Here is an 18,972-nt window from a genome sequence, read left to right on the forward strand (position 1 = left end):
GAAGCCATAGGCTTCCGTCCTTTTTCTTATCCTTTATCGGAAATTTTCTTTTGCGTAGGCCTCCAGCTCCGCGCGGAACTGGGGATGGGCCACCGAAATCATAGCCTGGGCCCGCTCAGGCAGGGACAGGCCAGACAGCTTGACCACGCCGTACTCCGTAGCCACATACTGGATCATCCCCCGGGGAGCGGACACAGTACTGCCCGCCGGAATGAAGGGAACGATATTGGACTTCAGGGTCCCGTCCTTGGTCTTACGGGCGGAGTTCATGCAGATAAATCCCTTTCCGCCGGGAGATCGGAACGCTCCCTCCAAGAAGTCCAGCTGGCCGCCGGTGCCGGAGAGCTGACGGGTACCCGCCGATTCCGCGTTTTCCTGACCCATCAGATCCAATTGCACTCCGCCGTTGATGCTGATGAAATTGGACATGTCTCCCATACGGTGAGGATCGTGTACATAGTCCACATCGGCGGGACGGAAGAGCTGGGGCTCCTCCTTCAGCCAGTCGTAGAGCTCCTGGGAACCCATGGCCAGGTTCCAGGTAGCGTAACCCCGGTCCACCTCCTTGCAGGCATTGGTCAACTTGCCCGCCCGGTACAGGGTAAGGAAGGCGTCGCTGATGGTGCCGGTATGACAGCCCAGGTCCTTCAAATCGGACTGGGCCAGCATCTGGGCCACGGTAAAGGGCACGCCGCCCACCCCCAGAGACAGTACCGCTCCGTTGGGGATCTCCTCGACTACCCGCTTGGCAATCTGGATGTCCACCTCGGTGGGCTCCTTGTAGGAGCGGGTGGGCAGAGGCTCGTGCTCCCCTTCCACGATGTAGTCGGCCTCAGACAGGTGGACCCTGTGAGAGCCGTCCACCCCCTGGAGGGTGGGCAGATGCTCGTTGATCTCAAAAACCACCGTGCGGGCAACCTCAAAGATGGTGCGCCAGGCGTAGTTGGAGATACCCAGTCCGCAATAGCCCTTTTCATCGGGCTTGGACACCGGTACAAAGGCCACATCTACCCGGATGTGATGGCGGTAAAACTGGGGCAGATAGCGCAGAAGCATAGGCATAAAGGTACACAACCCACGGCTCTGCAGCTTGCGCTCATAGTCGCCGATGTGCCAGCTGTAGTAGTGGAAGGCCTTCTGCTCCGGATCCCGCTCCACCACTTCAATACGAGGACGGATCACCAGACCGCCCCGGATCTTTACGTCGGTCAGCTCGTCCCGCCGCTCCGCCAGAGCCCGGTCCATCAGCTCCGGAAAACCGCCGCCAAAGCCGTAGTCCACCCAGTCGCCGCTGTGCACTGCCAGCCGGGCCGCCTCCTGGGGAGAGACAAACTTACTTTTATAGTCAGAAAACATGGTTTTCCTCCTTCTTTCTCAAACTAATACCATTATACCGGCAGTTTTGAGAAAGGGCAAGCAAAACACACGCTCCATTACTCCTCATCCAGAGCGATGGACGCCTCTGCCGCCAGCTGCAGCAGACGTCTGAATTCTTCCCGCTCCTGATCCGTCATGGTGTGGGTCATACGCTGAAAACATGCCTCGACCTGCTCCTTGATAAATGGATAGATCTCCCACGCCTTTTCCGTCGGAGAAATATCATAGGTCCGTTTGTCTTTGGCATTGGTGGTGCGAACCAGGTAGCCCCGCTCCTCCAGCTTGTTCACCGTCTTGGCAATGACACTTTTATCCAGAGACAGCCGCTTGGTGATATCATCCTGGGTCAGGGACCGATAATCGCAGATAATCAGGATTACTACGGCCTGCGCCGCAGAAAGATCATACGATGCACAGTTGTTATTCAGCCAGATATGGGACTTTCGATACAGAATGGAAATCGACTTAAACGGCCCCTCTGCCACATAGTCCATGCCCACACCCTCCTTTGTATAAAGCGTGTTTTCATTATACCCTTTTTTGGTGGCACGTGCAACCAGATATTGACGCCGCCCCCTGCGTCATGTTATTTTAAATATAGTGGCATGTGCCACCATTTAGTTTAATGAAACAAAGGAGTCTTGCCTGAATGAGAACAACGGAAAAAATATGGAATCGGAGATTTATTCTCCTCTTTATCACCAATCTTTTGGTTTTAGCCGCTTTTTACGCATCCATTCCTATCATCCCGGTATATTGTCAGGAAATTGGTATTACCGGTTCAAAGGTAGGTATTGTGCTCACTGCTATGTCGGTATCTACGGTTCTGTTCCGGCCGGTGGCGGGCTACCTGCTGGATAATTTCAACCGCTATCACGTATATCTGCTGTTTCTGGCTCTGTTTTGTCTGTCTTTTCCCGCATTTATTGCGTTTCCAGTATTTGCTCTCCTGATTGTGGTTCGCCTCTATATGGGAGTTGTGTACTCGGTATGCGGATCTGCTACCATGACTCTGGCCGGCGACGTCCTCCCCGTCTCCAAAATCACAGAGGGCATCAGCCGATTTGCTTTCACGGTATCCATCGGCATGGCAGTTGGCCCTTTTGTAGGACTTCAGGTCCAAAATAATATGAACAGCAAAGCGTCCTTTCTAACCATCTTTGGCATTACTGTGGCTGCTCTGATCTGTGTCTCCTGTTGCAGGATAAAATACCCCAAGACTCAGCGGAAACCATTTTCTCTGAAAGAGTCTATCTACGGTCCTGCGCTCCCTTTTATGTTTAACATGATGTTTCTGATGATCCCCTACGGCGCGGTCATTGCCTACTGCTCCATTCTGGCTCAGGAAAAGGATGTTATGGGGCATCTGCCCTATTTTTATGTCTGCCTGGTGGCAGGTATGCTACTTTCCAAGCTTTCCACCCAAAAGGCGATTGACGCCGGCAAGCATCGTCTCTTAGTCTATACCAGCCTGGTGGTACTGATCCTTACTATGGTCAGTTTCCTTTTCCTCACAACCGGAATTCATCTGCTGGCATCCGGATTCTTTTTTGGCCTTGGTTATGGGATCCTGCAGCCTCTTTTCCAATCCTTTGTCACTGGAACCACCCCCGGTCCAAAACGCGGTGCCGCCAATTCCACTTATATGCTTTCTTACGACATCGGAATTGGAATTGGCTCTCTCCTAATGGGCTTTATGCAGGAATCTGTGGGTCTGACCACTGGATTTGCTCTGACGGCCATCGCTTATGTGGCAGGGGGCATTATCTATATCACGTATTCAGACGGATACTATTCCAAATTGAAAGCAAGCTGCCAGAATTCCAATACTTCTCTCTGAAAATGAAACAAAAGAGCTGACAGGTTAAATCCTGTCAGCTCTTTTGTTTTAGGGAGGGAATTTGCATCTGTTAGCATGCCGCTGAAATAAGTCACCCAATGTATTTTGGCAAAACTGTCTTTACAGCAGAATAGACGTTCCAGGTCCAATAGGCAGTCCAAGAATCATCCATCCAACCAAAAGTACTATCAAAGCTATCAGAAACGATATACTATACGGCACTGTCATAGAAAACAGTGTGCCGAGCCTGACTTCCGGCTCATTCTTTCCTCGATATTGCTCCATAAGTCCAATAATGACCGGAAGAAAAAAGTTTACCGGGGAAATAGGATTTGTCACCGAGTCACCAATCCGATATAGGAGCTGGGTAAACGCAGGGGAAAAATTAACGACTGAAAACATAGGGACAAAAATGGGGGCTAAGATCAGCCACTTCGCTGACCCGCTGGTCATAAACATATTCAACAGGCTGACCAGCAACACAAATGCAATTGCCAGGGGAATTCCAGAAAGGTTCATTTTCTGCAGCAACTTTCCGCCTGTCACAGCCAGAATGGTAGCTAGCTTACTGTCATTAAAAAACTGGATAAAATATGCGGCGGGCAGTGAAACAATCAAAAAAGACAGCGAGCCTTTTAGACCTTTTTCCATAAACTTCGGAATGTCGGAATTTTTCTTCAGCACCCCGGCACTCTTTCCGTATACAACTGCCACTACAACAAAAACGATAAAAAGCACGAACACCAAACCGTCTGTGAATGGAGAATTGGGCAGCAGCGTTCCATTATCATTTCTCAGGAATCCATCTGACGGAATCACACACCACAGAATCCCTGCTACACAGAGTAAAAAAGCGATGCCGCTCCGCTTCAACCCCTTCTCCTCGGAGGCAGACAACATTTCTGTCCGAATGTCCTGACTGTCCGTTTTATACGACCACCCTGTTTTTACATACTTAGGCAAAATCAATTCGGTCACTACAGTTACACAGAATGCAATCACAAGTGTGGCTGCAACCATGAAAAAGTAATTGATCATAGGCTGATTAATAAAGGGAATATTCATGCTCTTGGCTGCAGACTCTGTAATTCCACCCAGCAGCGTGTCTGTCCCACTGATGATAAGATTGGCGCTGAATCCTCCATGTCCGGCGCAGTATCCAGCAACCGCACCAAGAATTGGGTTTCTGCCCAGAGCGGCAAACAGTGCTGCGCCAATGGTGGCCGCAAAAACAATGCCTGCATTTGATGCGATATTCGCGCACACCCCGACAATTCCCAAAATAAACGTTACCAGATAAGCCGGTGCGTTCATCAGCGTTTTCTTCATTAACGCATCAAAAAATCCGGTCTCCTGTAAAAATCCCACCGCGATCATCATAACCATAACAAGCCCTAAGGGCGAAAAGGTTACATATATCTCCACAAAATTACATATTAAATTTTGCAGGTAGCCTCTTTGCAGCAGGTTTTCTACAAAGACAGTCTTTTCAACTAAGCCATTTCCGTTTTCTTCTGCCGCCAGATACGTGACAGACATCCCCATTGTCCCAAAAATAAAGGACAGCGCCAGGACGATCCCACACAAGACCATGAACAAGAAAAATGGCTGCGGGATATGATTCCCCACTTTTTCTATTCCATTTATAAATGAAAAGAACCAGTTTCTTTTCTTTCCCAGCATAGTATCCCCCCAATCTTCCATTTTTCACCTGACTGCCTAAGGTACTCAGGCCAGCGCAAAGCTACGCTGGCCTGAGAGAGCACCCCGGTTTCATTCAAGCCAGTCCAAGTGCCATTAGGATAATTCTTGTAACAAACATAGCGAAAGCCGCATCAATGAGGGGGCTCATCAAAAGCAGCGGATGCCACTTTTTATTTGCTCCAGTAACAATAACAATCCGCACATAGTGACCAATGAGTGTTCCCATCAGAATACAGGCGGGAAAAAGAATGGTTGCCTGGGCCAATGTAATGACGTCGTTGCTTACCAACAGAGCAGCCGTAGCACAGCCAGAAGCTTTTGCAAAGAACGCCGAAATCAGGACCACAATTGCATCGCCGGGAAGTCCGAAAATTGCCATAACCGGTTGACAAATAGTAGCCAGGATATCCATAATACCGGTCAGCTTCAAAACCTGAACCAGAGCGTATCCCAGGATCATAGCCGGTATAATCTGCTCTACTCCGGTGTAAAAGCCTTTCTTACAGCAAGCCAGGAAAGTCTCGATGATGGACTTCTTCTGTTCCACCGCTTTTTCTTTCACTTCAGCCATAATTAAACTTCCTCCCGCTTTTTCTTTTTGCTGCTAAGATACAGGACAAACCGCACAATATTTGCCCCCAGAATTTTAGACACAAATTCAATCAGGAAAATTGGTCCAAAGGCCAGAAGAGAAATTGCCAGCAGCGGTGCACCGCCATTGATTGTATTGTTGACTGGAGCAGATGCTACATATTGGTATGCAACAAAAATCGTTCGCTCATCATCTGTAATATAGCCTTGGTCGTACAAATCTCTTGTGAGCACTGCGGCTACGTCAGATCCGGTAAAAGAACTAACAAAGGCCAGTCCTGCCTCTCCAGGAATACCAACCAGCGGCTTGAGAATCGGCTTTAAAATAATACCGGCTGCATTCATAGCACCCAAGCTCTGAGCCGCGCCCACCAAGGCAGTACTGAACATAACACTGGGAACCAGTACCAGACCTGCGATAAAGCCATCACGAACACCAGAACCGTTTTTGCCCGTAAAATCAATACCGTCCACAATGGTTCCAAATTTGCCCATCAGATTGTTGATGTCAAAGGCCGCCAAGGGACCAGCCACATCTTTAAAGGCACCAGAGAGGATCATGACCAGAATAATCAGTGAGATCCATCCCTTGATGGTTACTTTATTCTTTCTCTCTTCCATGACACTACCTCTTTATACCAAGTCTTTATCCAAAAGAATGACCGAAGCAGCGATCAGTTTGGCGCGTTCAAACACCGACTCTACCACAGCAAATTCTTCCGGAGAATGGTTTCCTTTTCCTCTTGCTCCCAGGCCGCATACCACAGGGATGCCCTTGGATGCCACCAAGCTGGAATCGGACCAGCCGCCCACTTTAATGGGCTTTACTTTTCCATACCCTGTAAGTTCTGCAGTCTTCTCAATATGGTGGAACAGCGCCATCACCGGCTCAGAATCCTCCATTACTGCGCTGGGAACAGTCTTATGGACAATGGTTTTAGTTCCGTCCACATAAGTCTTAGCCAGGATCTCATCGATCTTCTCCAGCAGCTGATCCAAACGCTCTTTCTGTGTAAAGCGGATGTCAATTTTAATTTCGCAGTGATCCGGCACAGCATTCACAACGGTTCCGCCGGTAATAAGGCCCACATTCAGGGATGTGCCATGCTCATAGTCGTTTAAATTCTGAAGCTCAATGATTTTATGAGACATCTCCAGGATGGCATTGCGTCCCTTTTCCGGTGCATTGCCGGAGTGGGAGACCACGCCCTGAACCTCCACTGTCATGCGGAAAGAGCCCTTTCTTCCCACTACCAAGCCATCGTCCAGGTAGCCTGTCTCAAAGTTGAAGGCAGCGGCCACGCCCTCACATGCCTCCAGCATGACTGCCGCGGCGCCAGACTCTCTGTGTCCGTTTTCTTCATCTCCGGCAAAGGCAATTTTGACCGGCCGCTCATTATAGCCAGCATCGTTCAGCGCCTTAACAATAAACACCGCGATGGTCAGGCCCGCTTTCATATCCAAAACACCAGGCCCATGAGCATTTCCATCCTCATCTACCCGAAACGGATTCTGCTTGGCAGCCCCCTCCTTGAACACGGTATCCATATGCCCAATGAACAAAACCGGCTTCTTCTCCCGGCCTTTTCCCCAGTCAGCCAGAAGGAAATTTCCCTTTTTCTCCATCTGGATCGTTTGAGTTTCAGCGCCGCAGCCTCTGAGTTCTTCCGCGATCTTGGAACAAATCTCATCTACGCCTTCTTTCTGAGACTCGTTTCCGCTCTCGATAGACACCAACTCTTTCCAGAATTGCATCATGTCTTCTCTGTGCGCATCAATGTATTGATTGACCTGCTTGATACACTGCTCTCGATCAATTCCCACGATATTTCCCACCTTTTTTAATTTCCTCGTCCGGCCGGACTTTGCTTAAAAAAAGTCTAGCATGGTGATGACCCAAAAACTTTGTGGTATAATATTTTAAACATTCAGAATATCGCTTTTGGAAACAAAGGGAGATTACATATGATCAGACTTGCCATCCTCGGACCACAAAAAAGCCTGAATTATGTCCAAGAAATTCTATCCGAGATGCACTGTTACCTTGAGGCAGTCTATGTGCCCTACACCGATTACCACGAGGTACTCCCGTTTTTGGAGAAAAGCGAGCGCAATTTTGACGCCATTCTTTTTACCGGAATGACCCCTTACCTGTATGCCAGTCAAAACCTTACTCGTTCTGTCATTTGGGAATATCTTCCCAGAAATAAAATTTCTTTTCTGAGCACTCTCTTAAAAGCAAATCGGCAAAATGGCATCAATATATGCAAAATCAGCCTGGACTGCTACGAAGAGAGCATCGTCTATGAGACATATCGTGAAATCGGCTATCAAAAAAATGATATTCCGATTTTAAAGTATCCTTCTCTTGTCACAGAAGAGAATTATTTGACGCAAGTATGCCAGTTTCATGAACTAAATTACTACAAAAAGAAAGTTGGGCTTTGCGTTACAGGTCTCTCCTTTGTGGCCCAAACTCTGTCGGAAAAAGGAATCCCCTGCGTTAAAATTGAACCTTCTGCTGATGCGATCATCCAACAAATCAACAAAATTCAGCTCAATTATCAGCTGCGCATTAAAGAAGAAAATTCCCTTGCTATTTTGCTTATCGATACAGATTTTTTGGAAGAATATTCCGTGTGTAATCAAAACCTGATTCAGCGCTTCAAAAATAAAAATCAGATTCTGGAATTGATCTATATCTTTGCATCCAAAATGAAAGCTGCCGTGCTGGAATATCCCGATGGCCGATGCTATTTGTTTACCACCACCGCAGATTTAAAGGCTGAAACCGACTCTTTTACGCGCCTAGAATTGCTCTTCTCTATTCACAACAAAAATATAATAAAAAATGTATTTATGGGAATTGGTCTGGGGGAAACTCCGCAATCAGCGAAGTTCCACGCAGAGTTAGGATGTCAAAAGGCCCGTCAAAACGGAATTGACTGCTGTTATATCGTCTACGATGAAAACAGCATTGCAGGCCCCATCTCTCCCTCCAACAAAGAAGAACCTGTTATTCATGCGGATCGGCCCTTGCTTTCCATATCCCAGCAAACAGGAATCAATACGTCAACACTGCAAAAAATGAAGTTGGTGTTGGCACAATACCACCTGGATATCGTCACGCCGCAGAAATTTGCTCAATTGATGCATATCAGCCCCAGAAGTATGAACCGTCTGCTCCTGGCTTTAGAGGATCACGGCTATATCCAAGTGGTAGGCAAAAGCTCCTCCAGCTCTCCAGGACGTCCCAGCCGATTGATTCGATTAAATTTCTAAAATCAAATTTTATCAAAGTACATTGTTATATGATCCGTTATCTATGGATCGAACTGCGCACTCTGTCAGACAAGAAAATTAGAAAAGAGCTAACTGACCTTATTTTGTCAGTTAGCTCTTTTCTAATTTATCCTGGAAAGAATAGGTAACACTGATCGGTCACAGCTTAAAATTCTGCAGACAGAACTTAGTCAGCTGCGCCGCAGGAAAATGGAAAACGTACTTCCCTTATGGTCAGACGACACTTTGATCCATCCCCCCTGTTCCTGAACGACCTTCCGCGCCAACGGAAGTCCCAGGCCCACTCCGTCCACCGTCTGCACACTCTGGCCGCGGTAGAAGCGCTGAAAGATCTTCGGGATTTCTCCAGGCAGGATTCCACATCCAGTGTCGGAAATATTGATGCGGCAGTAGGTCTCGTAGCTTTCCACGGTAAGGGCCACCTGTCCCCCTTGTGGGGTATACTTGACCGCGTTGTCCAGGACGTTGAAGATGGCCTCTTCCGTCCACTTTGGGTCACAGCACACCGCAATTGGTTTGGACGGCGGCTGGATAGAGAGATTGATTTCTTTACTCTCTGCCGCCCGGCGCACCTGCAGTGCAGCATTGAGAACCAGTTCCTCTACTTCAGTAATCCGTGGCTGAAGGCGGATGCTCCCGGACTCCAGACGGGAAAGCTTAACCATGCTGTCCAGTAAAAAGTCCAGCCGCTCCAGGGCGCGCTGCATCCTGCTTCCATACTCCTGCCGCTGCGCCAAAGACAGCTCAGGCTGGGACAGAAGGGACACGTAAATCTGCAGAGTGGCCACCGGTGTTTTCAGCTGATGACTGAGGTCGGACACCAAGCTTTGGATCTCATCCCGCTCTCGCTTTGCCTGCCGGTTCAGTCCCGCCCAGATAGAGGCCAGCCGCTCCACCTGCTGTTGAAGCCGTGAGAGGACGGTATCCTCCAGGGTCGGAAAAACAGGATTCTGCCGAAGCTGGGTCAGCTGATCGATCAGGTCGGATAGTTGAACCACCAGTTCCCTCATGCTGTCTCTTGCAGTCCGGTAGAGAAGAATCTGCACGGCCAGGCATACTGCCAAAAAAAGCCCCACTACCCATGGCATTTGGCGCTGTTCCAAGCACAGCGACGCAATCAACAGTCCCAGCCCGGCCACAGCCAGAATCGTCCACAAAAGGGCTGCTCGCCGCTCATATCGTTTCATGTTGCCTCCCCAAAGGTGTAGCCCAGTCCAAATACCGTGACCACATAGCGCGGATTCTTTGGATCGGGCTCCAGCTTCTGCCGCAGGCGGCGGATATGGACACTGAGGGTATTCTCATCTATAAAGCTTACTTCCACGTCCCAAATCTGCTCCAACAGCATCGTCCGGGTGAGCACCCGGCCACGGCTGCGGGCCAGCCTTTCCAGCAGCTTCCACTCGGTGGCGGTGAGGTGGATGGTTTCCCCCTGTCTGCGTACGGTCTGCCGCTCCAGGTCAATCTCCAGTTCCTGATAGCGGATTATTTGAGCGCCGCTGCCAGTTCTGCGCAGCACAGCCAGCACCCGCTGGCGCAGCACCTCCGGGGCAAAGGGTTTTGTTACATAGTCGTCACCGCCCATTTGGAATCCCCGGACCACGTCCTCATCGGCGTCGTTGGCGGTGAGAAAGATGACGGGGGTGTCCCGTGCCTGCCGGAACCCGGCACACAGGTCCAGGCCGCTTCCGTCGGGCAGACGGATGTCCAGCAGACACAAGTCAAAGCGGACGGCCTGCCAAAGCTTCTGGGCCTGGGCGGCGTTGTGGGCCAGCGCCACGGCGTGGCCGTCCTGTTCCAATGCGGACTTCACCGCCTGCCCCAACAGAACATCATCTTCTACCAACAAAAGCTGGGCCATAGGTACCTCCTAAAAACAGGTCAGCCGGTCTCCCGCAGGCGCTGAATCACCGGTTCCCGGGAAGAGATCCGGTAGGCCAGGGCGGAAATGCAGGGACACAGCACCAACAGGGCCAGTACCAGCCCCACTACCAGCCTGGGCGGCCACACAAAGGAGAAAGCCAGCACCCCTGCATCAATATGGGTATCGGAAAAGGCGGCCCACAGAATACCACAGCCCGCCAGGAACAGGACGGAGGACAAAACCGCGTAGATGCCTCCCTCCCACATGACCATGGTCCGCAGCTGCCGGCGAGTCATGCCCAGGCTCTCCATCATGGCCAGCTCCCGTCGGCGGGTCTGCACCGAGGCGGCCATCACATTTACATAGTTCATAAGACCCATCAGCACCATTAGGATGCACACGCCGTCGCCCACCAAGGCTACGGTCCGCTGATTCTGGGCATAGTCTGCCTGGGCCTGGGCGGCGCTGACATACTCCACATGACTGGGGGCCACAGCCAGAATCTCCTGAATAGCCTGGTCCAAAGTCATCAACTGGCCCTCCTCGGCGTTGATGCAGATATTCCGGATATCTGCATCCGGATTGATCCGATCCATACCGGCCTGGCTGACCAGTATCCCCGGCACATCATTGTTACCGGACGGAGAAACTGCCAGGGGAACGTCCCTGCTCACCACCCCGCCAATAGTAAAGGACTGGACCTGTCCGTCCCGGCCGCAGATGGACAGAGTCTGACCCACCATGCCGGAAAAATCCTCCGGCGGGTCGACATATTCTCTGCTGCTGTCGTAAATCAGCAGTGTATCCCCAGCGGCAAAGGCATCCAAATCCACCGGCTGCTCCGCAGTCTGATTATACTCCTCCAGGGCAGAAAGCTCCAGGGTCACCGCTTCTGTGCGCTCAAATTGGCCCGCGCCGGCCTGATATGCCTCCATTTTTTCTTTCACAGCGGCCGGGTCGTCTTCGCGCACCCACCGGGCAAACTGCTTGGCATAGGGCCAAAGGACCGCTGGGTCACTCTGCATATACAGCGCGGACATCCGGGTGATCTCCATTTCTTCGATGCCGTCCAGTTGGGTGATAGCCTCCATAGCACCCTGATTGAGGTTCGGTGCAAAATCGGAATCTCCATCTTCCTCCAGGTTAGTTTCCCGGAAGGTAAAAATAGTGATGTCATAGCCATTTGTATCATACTCAGGCATATCCAGGTGGAACACGCTGTTCACCGCCAGAATAAGTACCGCCCCCAGGGTGAGGGGGGCAAAAACTCGGAGAGCCTGCTTTTTCTGCCGGAACACGTTGTGCAGGGCCATGGAGCGCAGCCCGGTCCTCCGCTCTGTCTTCCCACGGCGTCCCCCTGGCAGCCCGGTGTAGGACAGAGCCTGCATGGGGGAGATTTTTCCCGCCAGCCGAGCCGGTTTCCAGCTGCTCAGAGCCACCGTCAGCGCCACAAACAGAATGGTGCCCAAAAAGATGACAGGGTAAAAGACCACCGTCCGGGGCATGGCGGACATATTGTCGTTGGTCAATGTCTCCAGAGCCCGGGGCACCACCTCCAGGCAGAGCAGCATCGCCGCCAACAGGCCTGGTACCAGACCGGCCAGGGCTGCCAGTATGGCCTTTGCCCGCACCAGGGTACGCAGTTGCCGGGGACTGGTTCCCAGGGTCTTCAGCATCCCGTAAAATCGGATGTCATGCTGGACGGAGAGGGACAGAATGTTGCTGACAAACAGGTAGCTGCCCACCAGAATGAGCAGCGCCGTAAATCCCAGCAGGCCAAGGACCTGCTCTAGGGAAACGACGGAGCGCTGGGACGTGGAAACCCAGTATTGCGCGTCTGTAAGTGGAATCTGCTGCAAGGCCTCCCAGGTTCCTTCCTCAGACCAGCACACTCCCAGCTGACAGCTGTCCCAGCCCCAGAATTCCGAATAGATCTCCCGCATTCCAGACTCCGAGCGGAGCACCCGGTCCTCCGATTTGTAGTCGGTAAACCAGCCGCTTAGCTGGTAATCCTGGGTCAGGTGGATGGTCATGCCCACCTCCGGATTTTCAATGCCCAGCCGTTTGAGGGTGCCCGTGGACATCATGATCTCCAGTGTGTCCTGAGGGTAGGTTCCCACCACATCGGAGATCATGGGGAGGATCTGGTATTCCCAGGCTGCCTCGTCGTAGTACCAGTGCTGTAAGGGAATCTCGAAACCACGCGCACCTGGAATCGTCTCACTGCCCGGCGACATTCGGATGCCCACCACCTCCACCCCGGGGGTGGCTTTGACCTGCTCATACTGCTCCTGGGTCGGGGCGTACAGGATGGCGTCGGTCACCCCGTCCAGCCGGTCCATCATGGTCTGCAAATTGCGGAAGTAGTTGACGCCGATGGTAAAGATGGAGAAGAGCATCACAGTGGAGAGAAAGACGGCCAGGGCTGTGAGCAGGTGTCGGCCCAGGTTAGCCTTAATGCTTCGTCCGGCCAGCCGCCAAAAGAGACGGCGGTTATGAATGCGGAACATGCTCCCCCTCCTTCCCCAGGATGCGTCCGTCCTCAATGTGGAGGATGCGGTCGGCCAGCTGGGCCAGTTCCTCGTTGTGGGTGATCATGATGAGGGTCTGTCCAAACTTCCGCACGGAATTTTGGAGCAGCAGGGCTACCTCCAGCCCGGTTTTGCTGTCCAGGTTTCCGGTGGGCTCATCGGCCAGGATCATGGCCGGCTTAGTGGCCAAAGCTCTGGCAATGGCCACCCGCTGCTGCTGTCCGCCAGAGAGCTGGTCTGGCATGGCATAGCGCTTCTCCTCCAGTCCAAGAGCATGGATGATCCCGTCCAAAAACTCCTTGTCAGGCCGCAGCCCATCTGCCTCCAAGGTGAAGGTGATATTCTCATACACATTGAGCATTGGGATGAGATTGAAATTCTGAAAGACAAAGCCGATGTTTCGCCGACGGAAGATGGTGAGCTGCTCGTCATTGAGTTTTCCCAGGTCGTGCCCCCGCACCCACACTTCACCAGAGGTTGGCTTGTCCAGCCCACCCACTAAATTTAAAAAGGTGGACTTCCCGCTGCCGGAGGTTCCTACAATGGAAACAAACTCACCCTCTTCCACCGTCAGGGATACGTGGTTCAGCGCGTGGACGGCATTGTCTCCGCTGCCGTATGTCTTGCACAAATCTTTGGTAATTAAAATCGCCATAGGTATCCCTCCTACGAGTTGTTACCGATAGAATACCATAAACTTCTTACGGTTTTGTGACAGGCATTTATTATCATCAGCTCAGGTCGCAAACTTAATCTCCAAACTCTTTGTGTTGCTCAAAACAGTCATAAAAAGAGCTAACTGATCCAATTAAAACCAGTTAGCTCTTCTTAAAAGCCAAGGAAAAATTGTTGCCACAGAGGGCATCAAGCCTTGGAAACTTCTATCATTACAGGCTTTTTCGGGCCTTCTAAGTTACTCCCACTCGATGGTCCCCGTGGGCTTCGGCGTGAGATCATAAAGCACCCGGTTGACGCCCTTTACCTCATGGGTGATGCGCTGGGTAATATGCTGCAGGAGCGCAAAGGGTACATCCTCCACGGTGGCGGTCATGGCGTCCACCGTATTGACCGCCCGAATGATGACCGGCCACTCGTCGGCCCGCACGCCATCCCGCACGCCCACGCTCTTGATGTCGGGGATGGCGGTAAAATACTGCCAAACCTTGCCCTCCAGGCCATTCTTGGCAAACTCCTCCCGGAGAATAGCGTCAGACTCCCGCACCGCCTCCAGACGGTCCCGGGTAATGGCGCCCAGACAGCGCACACCCAGACCAGGGCCGGGGAAGGGCTGACGGTAGACCATGCTGTCGGGCAGGCCCAGGGCCTTGCCGCAGGCGCGCACCTCGTCCTTGAAAAGCATCTTCAGAGGCTCCACCAGTTCAAAGTTCAGGTCCTCAGGCAGGCCGCCCACGTTGTGATGGCTCTTTACCGCCTTGACCGTCTTGGTGCCGGACTCGATGATGTCGGGGTAAATGGTACCCTGACCCAGGAAGGAAATGCCCTCCAGCTTCCGGGCCTCCTCCTCAAAGACGCGGATAAACTCTCCGCCAATGATCTTACGCTTCTGCTCCGGGTCACTGACCCCGGCCAGCTTGTCCAGGAAGCGGTCCACTGCATCTACATAGACCAGATTGGCATCCATCTCATCCCGGAACACCTTGACTACCTGCTCCGGCTCGCCCTTACGGAGCAGGCCGTGGTTGACGTGGACACAGGTGAGCTGCTTGCCAATGGCCTTGATGAGCAGAGCGGCCACCACAGAGGAGTCCACGCCGCCGCTGAGCGCCAGCAGCACTTTCTTGTCTCCCACCTGGCGGCGGATGAGCTCCACCTGGTCTGCAATGAAGTTTTCCATGTTCCAGTTGGGCTCAGCCTGACACAGGCCAAAGACGAAGTTGGCCAGAGCCTCTTTCCGGTCCGCCTCATCCTCGGGCCAGCCCACCTCGCCCTTGTGGTCCACCAGCAGCACGGGCAGCTCGCAGTTATAGATCTCGGTGGATACATCGATCTCCACACCGTCTACCACACGGTTGGGGCCGCCGTTAACAATGATGCCCTTCACATTGGGCAGCGCATGCACCTGCTCCAACGTAATGTCGTGGGGGTGGATCTCACTGTACACGCCCAGGGAACGGATTTCCCGGGCCAGGCGGGGATTTTCCTGGCTGCCCAGGTCCAGAACAAGGATCATATCCTGCTTCATTGGTCTTCCTCCTGCATCTTTTTCTCTGCCGCAGCGGGGCAGGCGATATCTGGGTTTATTTTATCACACCACGCCCTTCTCCCACAATCCCGAATTTTCCACGGATTGATTCCCGACGGAGAACATGGTACAATTTTGATACTTGAACAAGCAAGGATGTTGCACATGGAAGCAAAACAACTTTCCGTGGGTCTGCTGGCCCATGTTGACGCGGGTAAGACCACTCTGTCGGAGGCTCTGCTCTATCGAGGCGGGCGGCTGCGCAAGCTGGGCCGGGTGGATCACCAGGATGCCTTTCTGGATACCGACCGCCAGGAGCGGGAACGCGGCATCACGATCTTCTCCAAGCAGGCAGTGCTGCCTCTCAAGGATTTGACCATTACCCTGTTGGACACACCGGGGCACGTGGACTTCTCCACGGAGATGGAGCGCACCCTCCAGGTGCTGGACTATGCCATTCTGGTCATCAGCGGCACCGACGGGGTTCAGGGTCACACCCGCACCCTGTGGCAGCTGCTGGCCCGGTACCATATTCCTACCTTCCTTTTTATCAATAAAATGGACCTGCCCGGCACGCAGCGGCAAGAGCTGCTAGGCAAGCTGAAAGCCTCCTTCGGGGAGGGCTGTGTGGACTTTGATCCCGCCCAGGACCAGGACGTCTTTGGGGAAAATGTAGCCATATGTGATGAGGGCATTTTGGAACAGTATCTGGAGAACGGAACTCTGGAGGACCGAGACATCGTCTCTCTCATCCGTCACCGGAAGGTATTTCCCTGCTACTTTGGCTCCGCGTTAAAGTTAGAGGGTGTGGACGAGCTGCTGGAGGGACTGGAGCGCTATGCCGCGCCCCCGCTCTATCCCCAGGAGTTCGGCGCCCGGGTGTTCAAAATTGCCCGGGATCCTCAGGGAGGCCGCCTGACTTATCTGAAGGTCACCGGCGGGTGTTTAAAAGTAAAGGATCTGCTCACCAACCAACGCCCTGACGGGAGTCTGCCCTCCGACCAGGTTTGGCAGGAGAAGGCCGACCAGCTGCGTATCTACTCCGGTGCTCAGTTTCAAACTGTGGACCGGGCAGAAGCGGGAACCGTGTGCGCTGTCACCGGTCTGAGCCGCACCTTCCCCGGCCAGGGACTTGGCTTTGAGGGTGCCTCCCCCCTGCCTATGCTGGAGCCGGTGCTCACCTACCAAGTCCAGCTCCCCGAGGGAGCAAACGTCCACACCGCGTTAAAACAGCTCAGCCAACTGGAGGAGGAGGACCCTCAGCTCCACATAGCCTGGGACGAGCACAGCCGGGAAATTCACTTGCAGCTCATGGGCCAGGTCCAGCTGGAGGTACTGAAGCAACTGATTTCTGACCGCTTTGGTCTGGATGTCACCTTCGGCCAGGGCAGCATCATTTACAAGGAGACCATTCTGGAGCCGGTGGAGGGAGTAGGCCACTTTGAGCCCCTGCGCCACTACGCCGAAGTACACCTTTTATTGGAGCCCGCCCCTCGGGGCAGTGGTCTGCAATTTGACACTGCCTGCAGCGAGGACGTGCTGGACCGGAACTGGCAGCGGCTCATTTTGACCCACCTGATGGAAAAGGAGCACCGGGGCGTACTCACCGGATCCCCCATCACTGATCTGCGCATCACCCTGCTCACCGGGCGGGCCCACGCCAAGCACACCGAGGGAGGCGACTTCCGCCAGGCCACCTACCGGGCCGTGCGTCAGGGACTGAAAATGGCCCAGAGTGTGCTTCTGGAGCCCTGGTACCAGCTGCGGCTGGAGCTGCCTCAGGAGCAGGTGGGACGAGCTATGTCCGATGTACAGCGAATGGGAGGCAGCCTGGAGCTGTCCGAGACCATGGGGGACCAGTCCGTCCTCACCGGCTCCGCTCCCGTCTCCCAGGCCAGGGACTACGCCCTGGAGGTGGCCGCCTACACCAGGGGGCAAGGGCGGCTGTTCTGCACCCTGGACGGCTATCGCCCCTGTCCCGACCAGCAGGCGGTGGTAGACGCCATTGGCTACGACAGCGACCGGGATGTGGATAACCCCGCCGACTCGGTATTCTGCGACCATGGGGCAGGCTTTGTGGTCAAGTGGAATGAGGTCCGCCAGTACATGCACGTGGACAGCGGCCTTACGTTTGATATTCCAGAGCCAGAAGAACCGGAGTTTCGCCCCGCCGCTCCCAGGAAGGGCTCGGTGTATTCCGGCTCCCTGGAAGCTGACAAGGAACTCCAGGCCATCTTTGAGCGCACCTACGGCCCCATCAAGGCCCGTGATCTGCGTCCCCAGCCCAAGCCCCGCAAGCGGGACGAGCTGCCGGAATACCAGGCCATCAAAACTCCGGAGCAGTTAGGGCCGGAATACCTGTTGGTGGACGGCTACAACATCATCTTCGCCTGGGACGAGCTGAAAGCCATCGCCCAGGACAATCTGGACGCCGCCCGGCAGCGGCTGATGGACATTTTGGAAAACTACCAGGGGTTTCGTAAGTGCCAGGTTATCCTGGTCTTTGATGCCTACCGGGTGCCTCGAGGGGTAGGCGAGGTGGTCCACTACCACAACATCCACGTGGTATACACCAAGGAGGCGGAAACCGCCGACGCCTACATTGAAAAGGCAACCTATGAGCTCAGCCGGAAAAAGTACCGGGTACGGGTAGCCACCTCGGACTATGCCGAGCAGCTTATCATTCTGGGCCACGGAGCGCTGCGTCTATCCGCCACCACCTTCCACGCTGAGGTAGAGCAGGCCACAGGAGAGATCTCCGCTCTGCTGCGGCAGCAGAACAACACCAGCACCCCTTCCCGGCCTATCCAGCACGCCATGGAACGGGCTCAGAAGCGCCGCTCTTGACGCAGCGGACGCTTCATGGTATGATACCAATAATCGCCTGGCAGAAGCCGGCACCTTTTTTGCCCCCGCACTTCCTGCAATCAGTACCGCGAAGGTATGTTCCGCCCCGAAGGGTGAAGCCGCCTTTGCGGTATTTTTTGTAAAGGAGTTTTGTTCATGTACGCAACCGAATCCTCTTCCCGCCTGCGCATCAAGCGCCTGGTCCTGTCCGCTCTTATGCTGGCTCTGGCCTATGTGCTCCCCTTCTTCACGGGGAACATCCCCCAGATCGGCTCTATGCTGCTGCCCATGCACCTGCCGGTGCTGCTGTGCGGCTTTCTCTGCGGCGGCCCCTGGGGCGCTCTGGTTGGCTTTATTGCTCCCCTGATGCGCTCGGTTCTCACCGGAGGCTTCCCTCCCATGTTCCCCACTGCTCTGGCCATGGCCTTTGAGCTGGCCGCCTATGGTTTCATTTCCGGCCTGCTTTACCGCCGCCTGCCCCATTCCTGGGCTGGCACCTACGCTTCTCTGGCAGCAGCTATGATCGGTGGCCGGATCGTGTGGGGTATTGTCGAGGTAATCCTGCTCACCTCCACTGGCAGCGCCTTCACCTTCGCTGCTTTTGTGGCAGGCGCCTTTACTAACGCCATCCCTGGCATCATCCTGCAGCTCGTGGCTCTGCCCGCCATTGTCCGTGCTCTGGAGAAAGCCAATCTTATCCCTCAGGAGTGAT

Annotated in this window: 15 protein-coding genes; 4 read left to right on the forward strand and 11 right to left on the reverse strand. The window is 53.6% G+C overall.

All coding sequences use genetic code 11. The features are described from left to right. Positions 1-33: 33 nt before the first annotated feature. Both ACEVJL_RS08015 and ACEVJL_RS08020 read right to left on the reverse strand, forming a co-directional pair. Entirely contained in the window at positions 34-1,356 is a 1,323-nt protein-coding gene (locus ACEVJL_RS08015) for an acetyl-CoA hydrolase/transferase family protein (RefSeq protein ID WP_374737422.1), read from the reverse strand. Positions 1,357-1,433: 77 nt separating this feature from the next. Beyond that, positions 1,434-1,871 (reverse strand): MarR family winged helix-turn-helix transcriptional regulator, encoded by a 438-nt coding sequence (locus tag ACEVJL_RS08020; protein WP_008980190.1) that lies wholly within the window; start codon positions 1,869-1,871, stop codon positions 1,434-1,436. Positions 1,872-2,026: 155 nt separating this feature from the next. On the opposite strand from ACEVJL_RS08020, the gene ACEVJL_RS08025 reads away from it, so the two are divergent. Continuing rightward, positions 2,027-3,217 (forward strand): MFS transporter, encoded by a 1,191-nt coding sequence (locus ACEVJL_RS08025; RefSeq protein ID WP_008980189.1) that lies wholly within the window; start codon positions 2,027-2,029, stop codon positions 3,215-3,217. A gap of 120 nt (positions 3,218-3,337) precedes the next feature. Here ACEVJL_RS08025 and ACEVJL_RS08030 read toward each other — a convergent pair whose 3' ends face one another. From ACEVJL_RS08030 to ACEVJL_RS08045, 4 genes are all read right to left on the reverse strand, one after another. After that, complete coding sequence (locus ACEVJL_RS08030; protein ID WP_374737424.1) at positions 3,338-4,900, reverse strand: AbgT family transporter; 1,563 nt, start codon at positions 4,898-4,900, stop codon at positions 3,338-3,340. Positions 4,901-4,994: 94 nt separating this feature from the next. Continuing rightward, a complete protein-coding gene (locus tag ACEVJL_RS08035) occupies positions 4,995-5,492 on the reverse strand; it encodes a nucleoside recognition domain-containing protein (protein WP_374737425.1) in 498 nt (165 codons plus the stop codon). Between the two features lie 2 nt (positions 5,493-5,494). After that, a complete protein-coding gene (locus ACEVJL_RS08040) occupies positions 5,495-6,133 on the reverse strand; it encodes a nucleoside recognition domain-containing protein (protein ID WP_374737426.1) in 639 nt (212 codons plus the stop codon). A gap of 12 nt (positions 6,134-6,145) precedes the next feature. After that, entirely contained in the window at positions 6,146-7,336 is a 1,191-nt protein-coding gene (locus ACEVJL_RS08045; protein ID WP_374737427.1) for a M20 family metallopeptidase, read from the reverse strand. A gap of 141 nt (positions 7,337-7,477) precedes the next feature. Here ACEVJL_RS08045 and ACEVJL_RS08050 point away from each other — a divergent pair, with 141 nt between their 5' ends. Continuing rightward, complete coding sequence (locus ACEVJL_RS08050; RefSeq protein ID WP_374737428.1) at positions 7,478-8,794, forward strand: hypothetical protein; 1,317 nt, start codon at positions 7,478-7,480, stop codon at positions 8,792-8,794. Positions 8,795-8,985: 191 nt separating this feature from the next. Here ACEVJL_RS08050 and ACEVJL_RS08055 read toward each other — a convergent pair whose 3' ends face one another. The 5 genes from ACEVJL_RS08055 to guaA form a co-directional block, all read right to left on the reverse strand. Further along, positions 8,986-10,002 (reverse strand): sensor histidine kinase, encoded by a 1,017-nt coding sequence (locus ACEVJL_RS08055; protein ID WP_374737429.1) that lies wholly within the window; start codon positions 10,000-10,002, stop codon positions 8,986-8,988. Next, positions 9,999-10,676 (reverse strand): response regulator transcription factor, encoded by a 678-nt coding sequence (locus tag ACEVJL_RS08060; protein ID WP_374737430.1) that lies wholly within the window; start codon positions 10,674-10,676, stop codon positions 9,999-10,001. The genes ACEVJL_RS08055 and ACEVJL_RS08060 overlap by 4 nt, the downstream gene beginning before the upstream one ends. A 20-nt stretch (positions 10,677-10,696) precedes the next feature. After that, entirely contained in the window at positions 10,697-13,189 is a 2,493-nt protein-coding gene (locus ACEVJL_RS08065) for an ABC transporter permease (protein ID WP_374737431.1), read from the reverse strand. After that, positions 13,173-13,865, reverse strand: coding sequence for an ABC transporter ATP-binding protein (locus ACEVJL_RS08070; RefSeq protein WP_374737432.1), 693 nt, complete (start codon positions 13,863-13,865; stop codon positions 13,173-13,175). Before ACEVJL_RS08070 ends, ACEVJL_RS08065 begins: the two co-directional genes overlap by 17 nt. A gap of 258 nt (positions 13,866-14,123) precedes the next feature. Continuing rightward, on the reverse strand, positions 14,124-15,413 hold the full coding sequence (gene guaA / locus ACEVJL_RS08075) for a glutamine-hydrolyzing GMP synthase (protein WP_008980168.1): 1,290 nt from the start codon (positions 15,411-15,413) through the stop codon (positions 14,124-14,126). A gap of 156 nt (positions 15,414-15,569) precedes the next feature. Here guaA and ACEVJL_RS08080 point away from each other — a divergent pair, with 156 nt between their 5' ends. Then, on the forward strand, positions 15,570-18,260 hold the full coding sequence (locus ACEVJL_RS08080) for an NYN domain-containing protein (protein ID WP_374737433.1): 2,691 nt from the start codon (positions 15,570-15,572) through the stop codon (positions 18,258-18,260). Positions 18,261-18,416: 156 nt separating this feature from the next. Next, positions 18,417-18,971: an ECF transporter S component gene (locus ACEVJL_RS08085; protein WP_374737434.1), complete on the forward strand. Its 555-nt coding sequence runs from the start codon at positions 18,417-18,419 to the stop codon at positions 18,969-18,971. Position 18,972 lies beyond the last annotated feature (1 nt).

The organism is Flintibacter porci, assembly GCF_041925195.1.
GTDB lineage: Bacteria > Bacillota > Clostridia > Oscillospirales > Oscillospiraceae > Lawsonibacter > Lawsonibacter porci.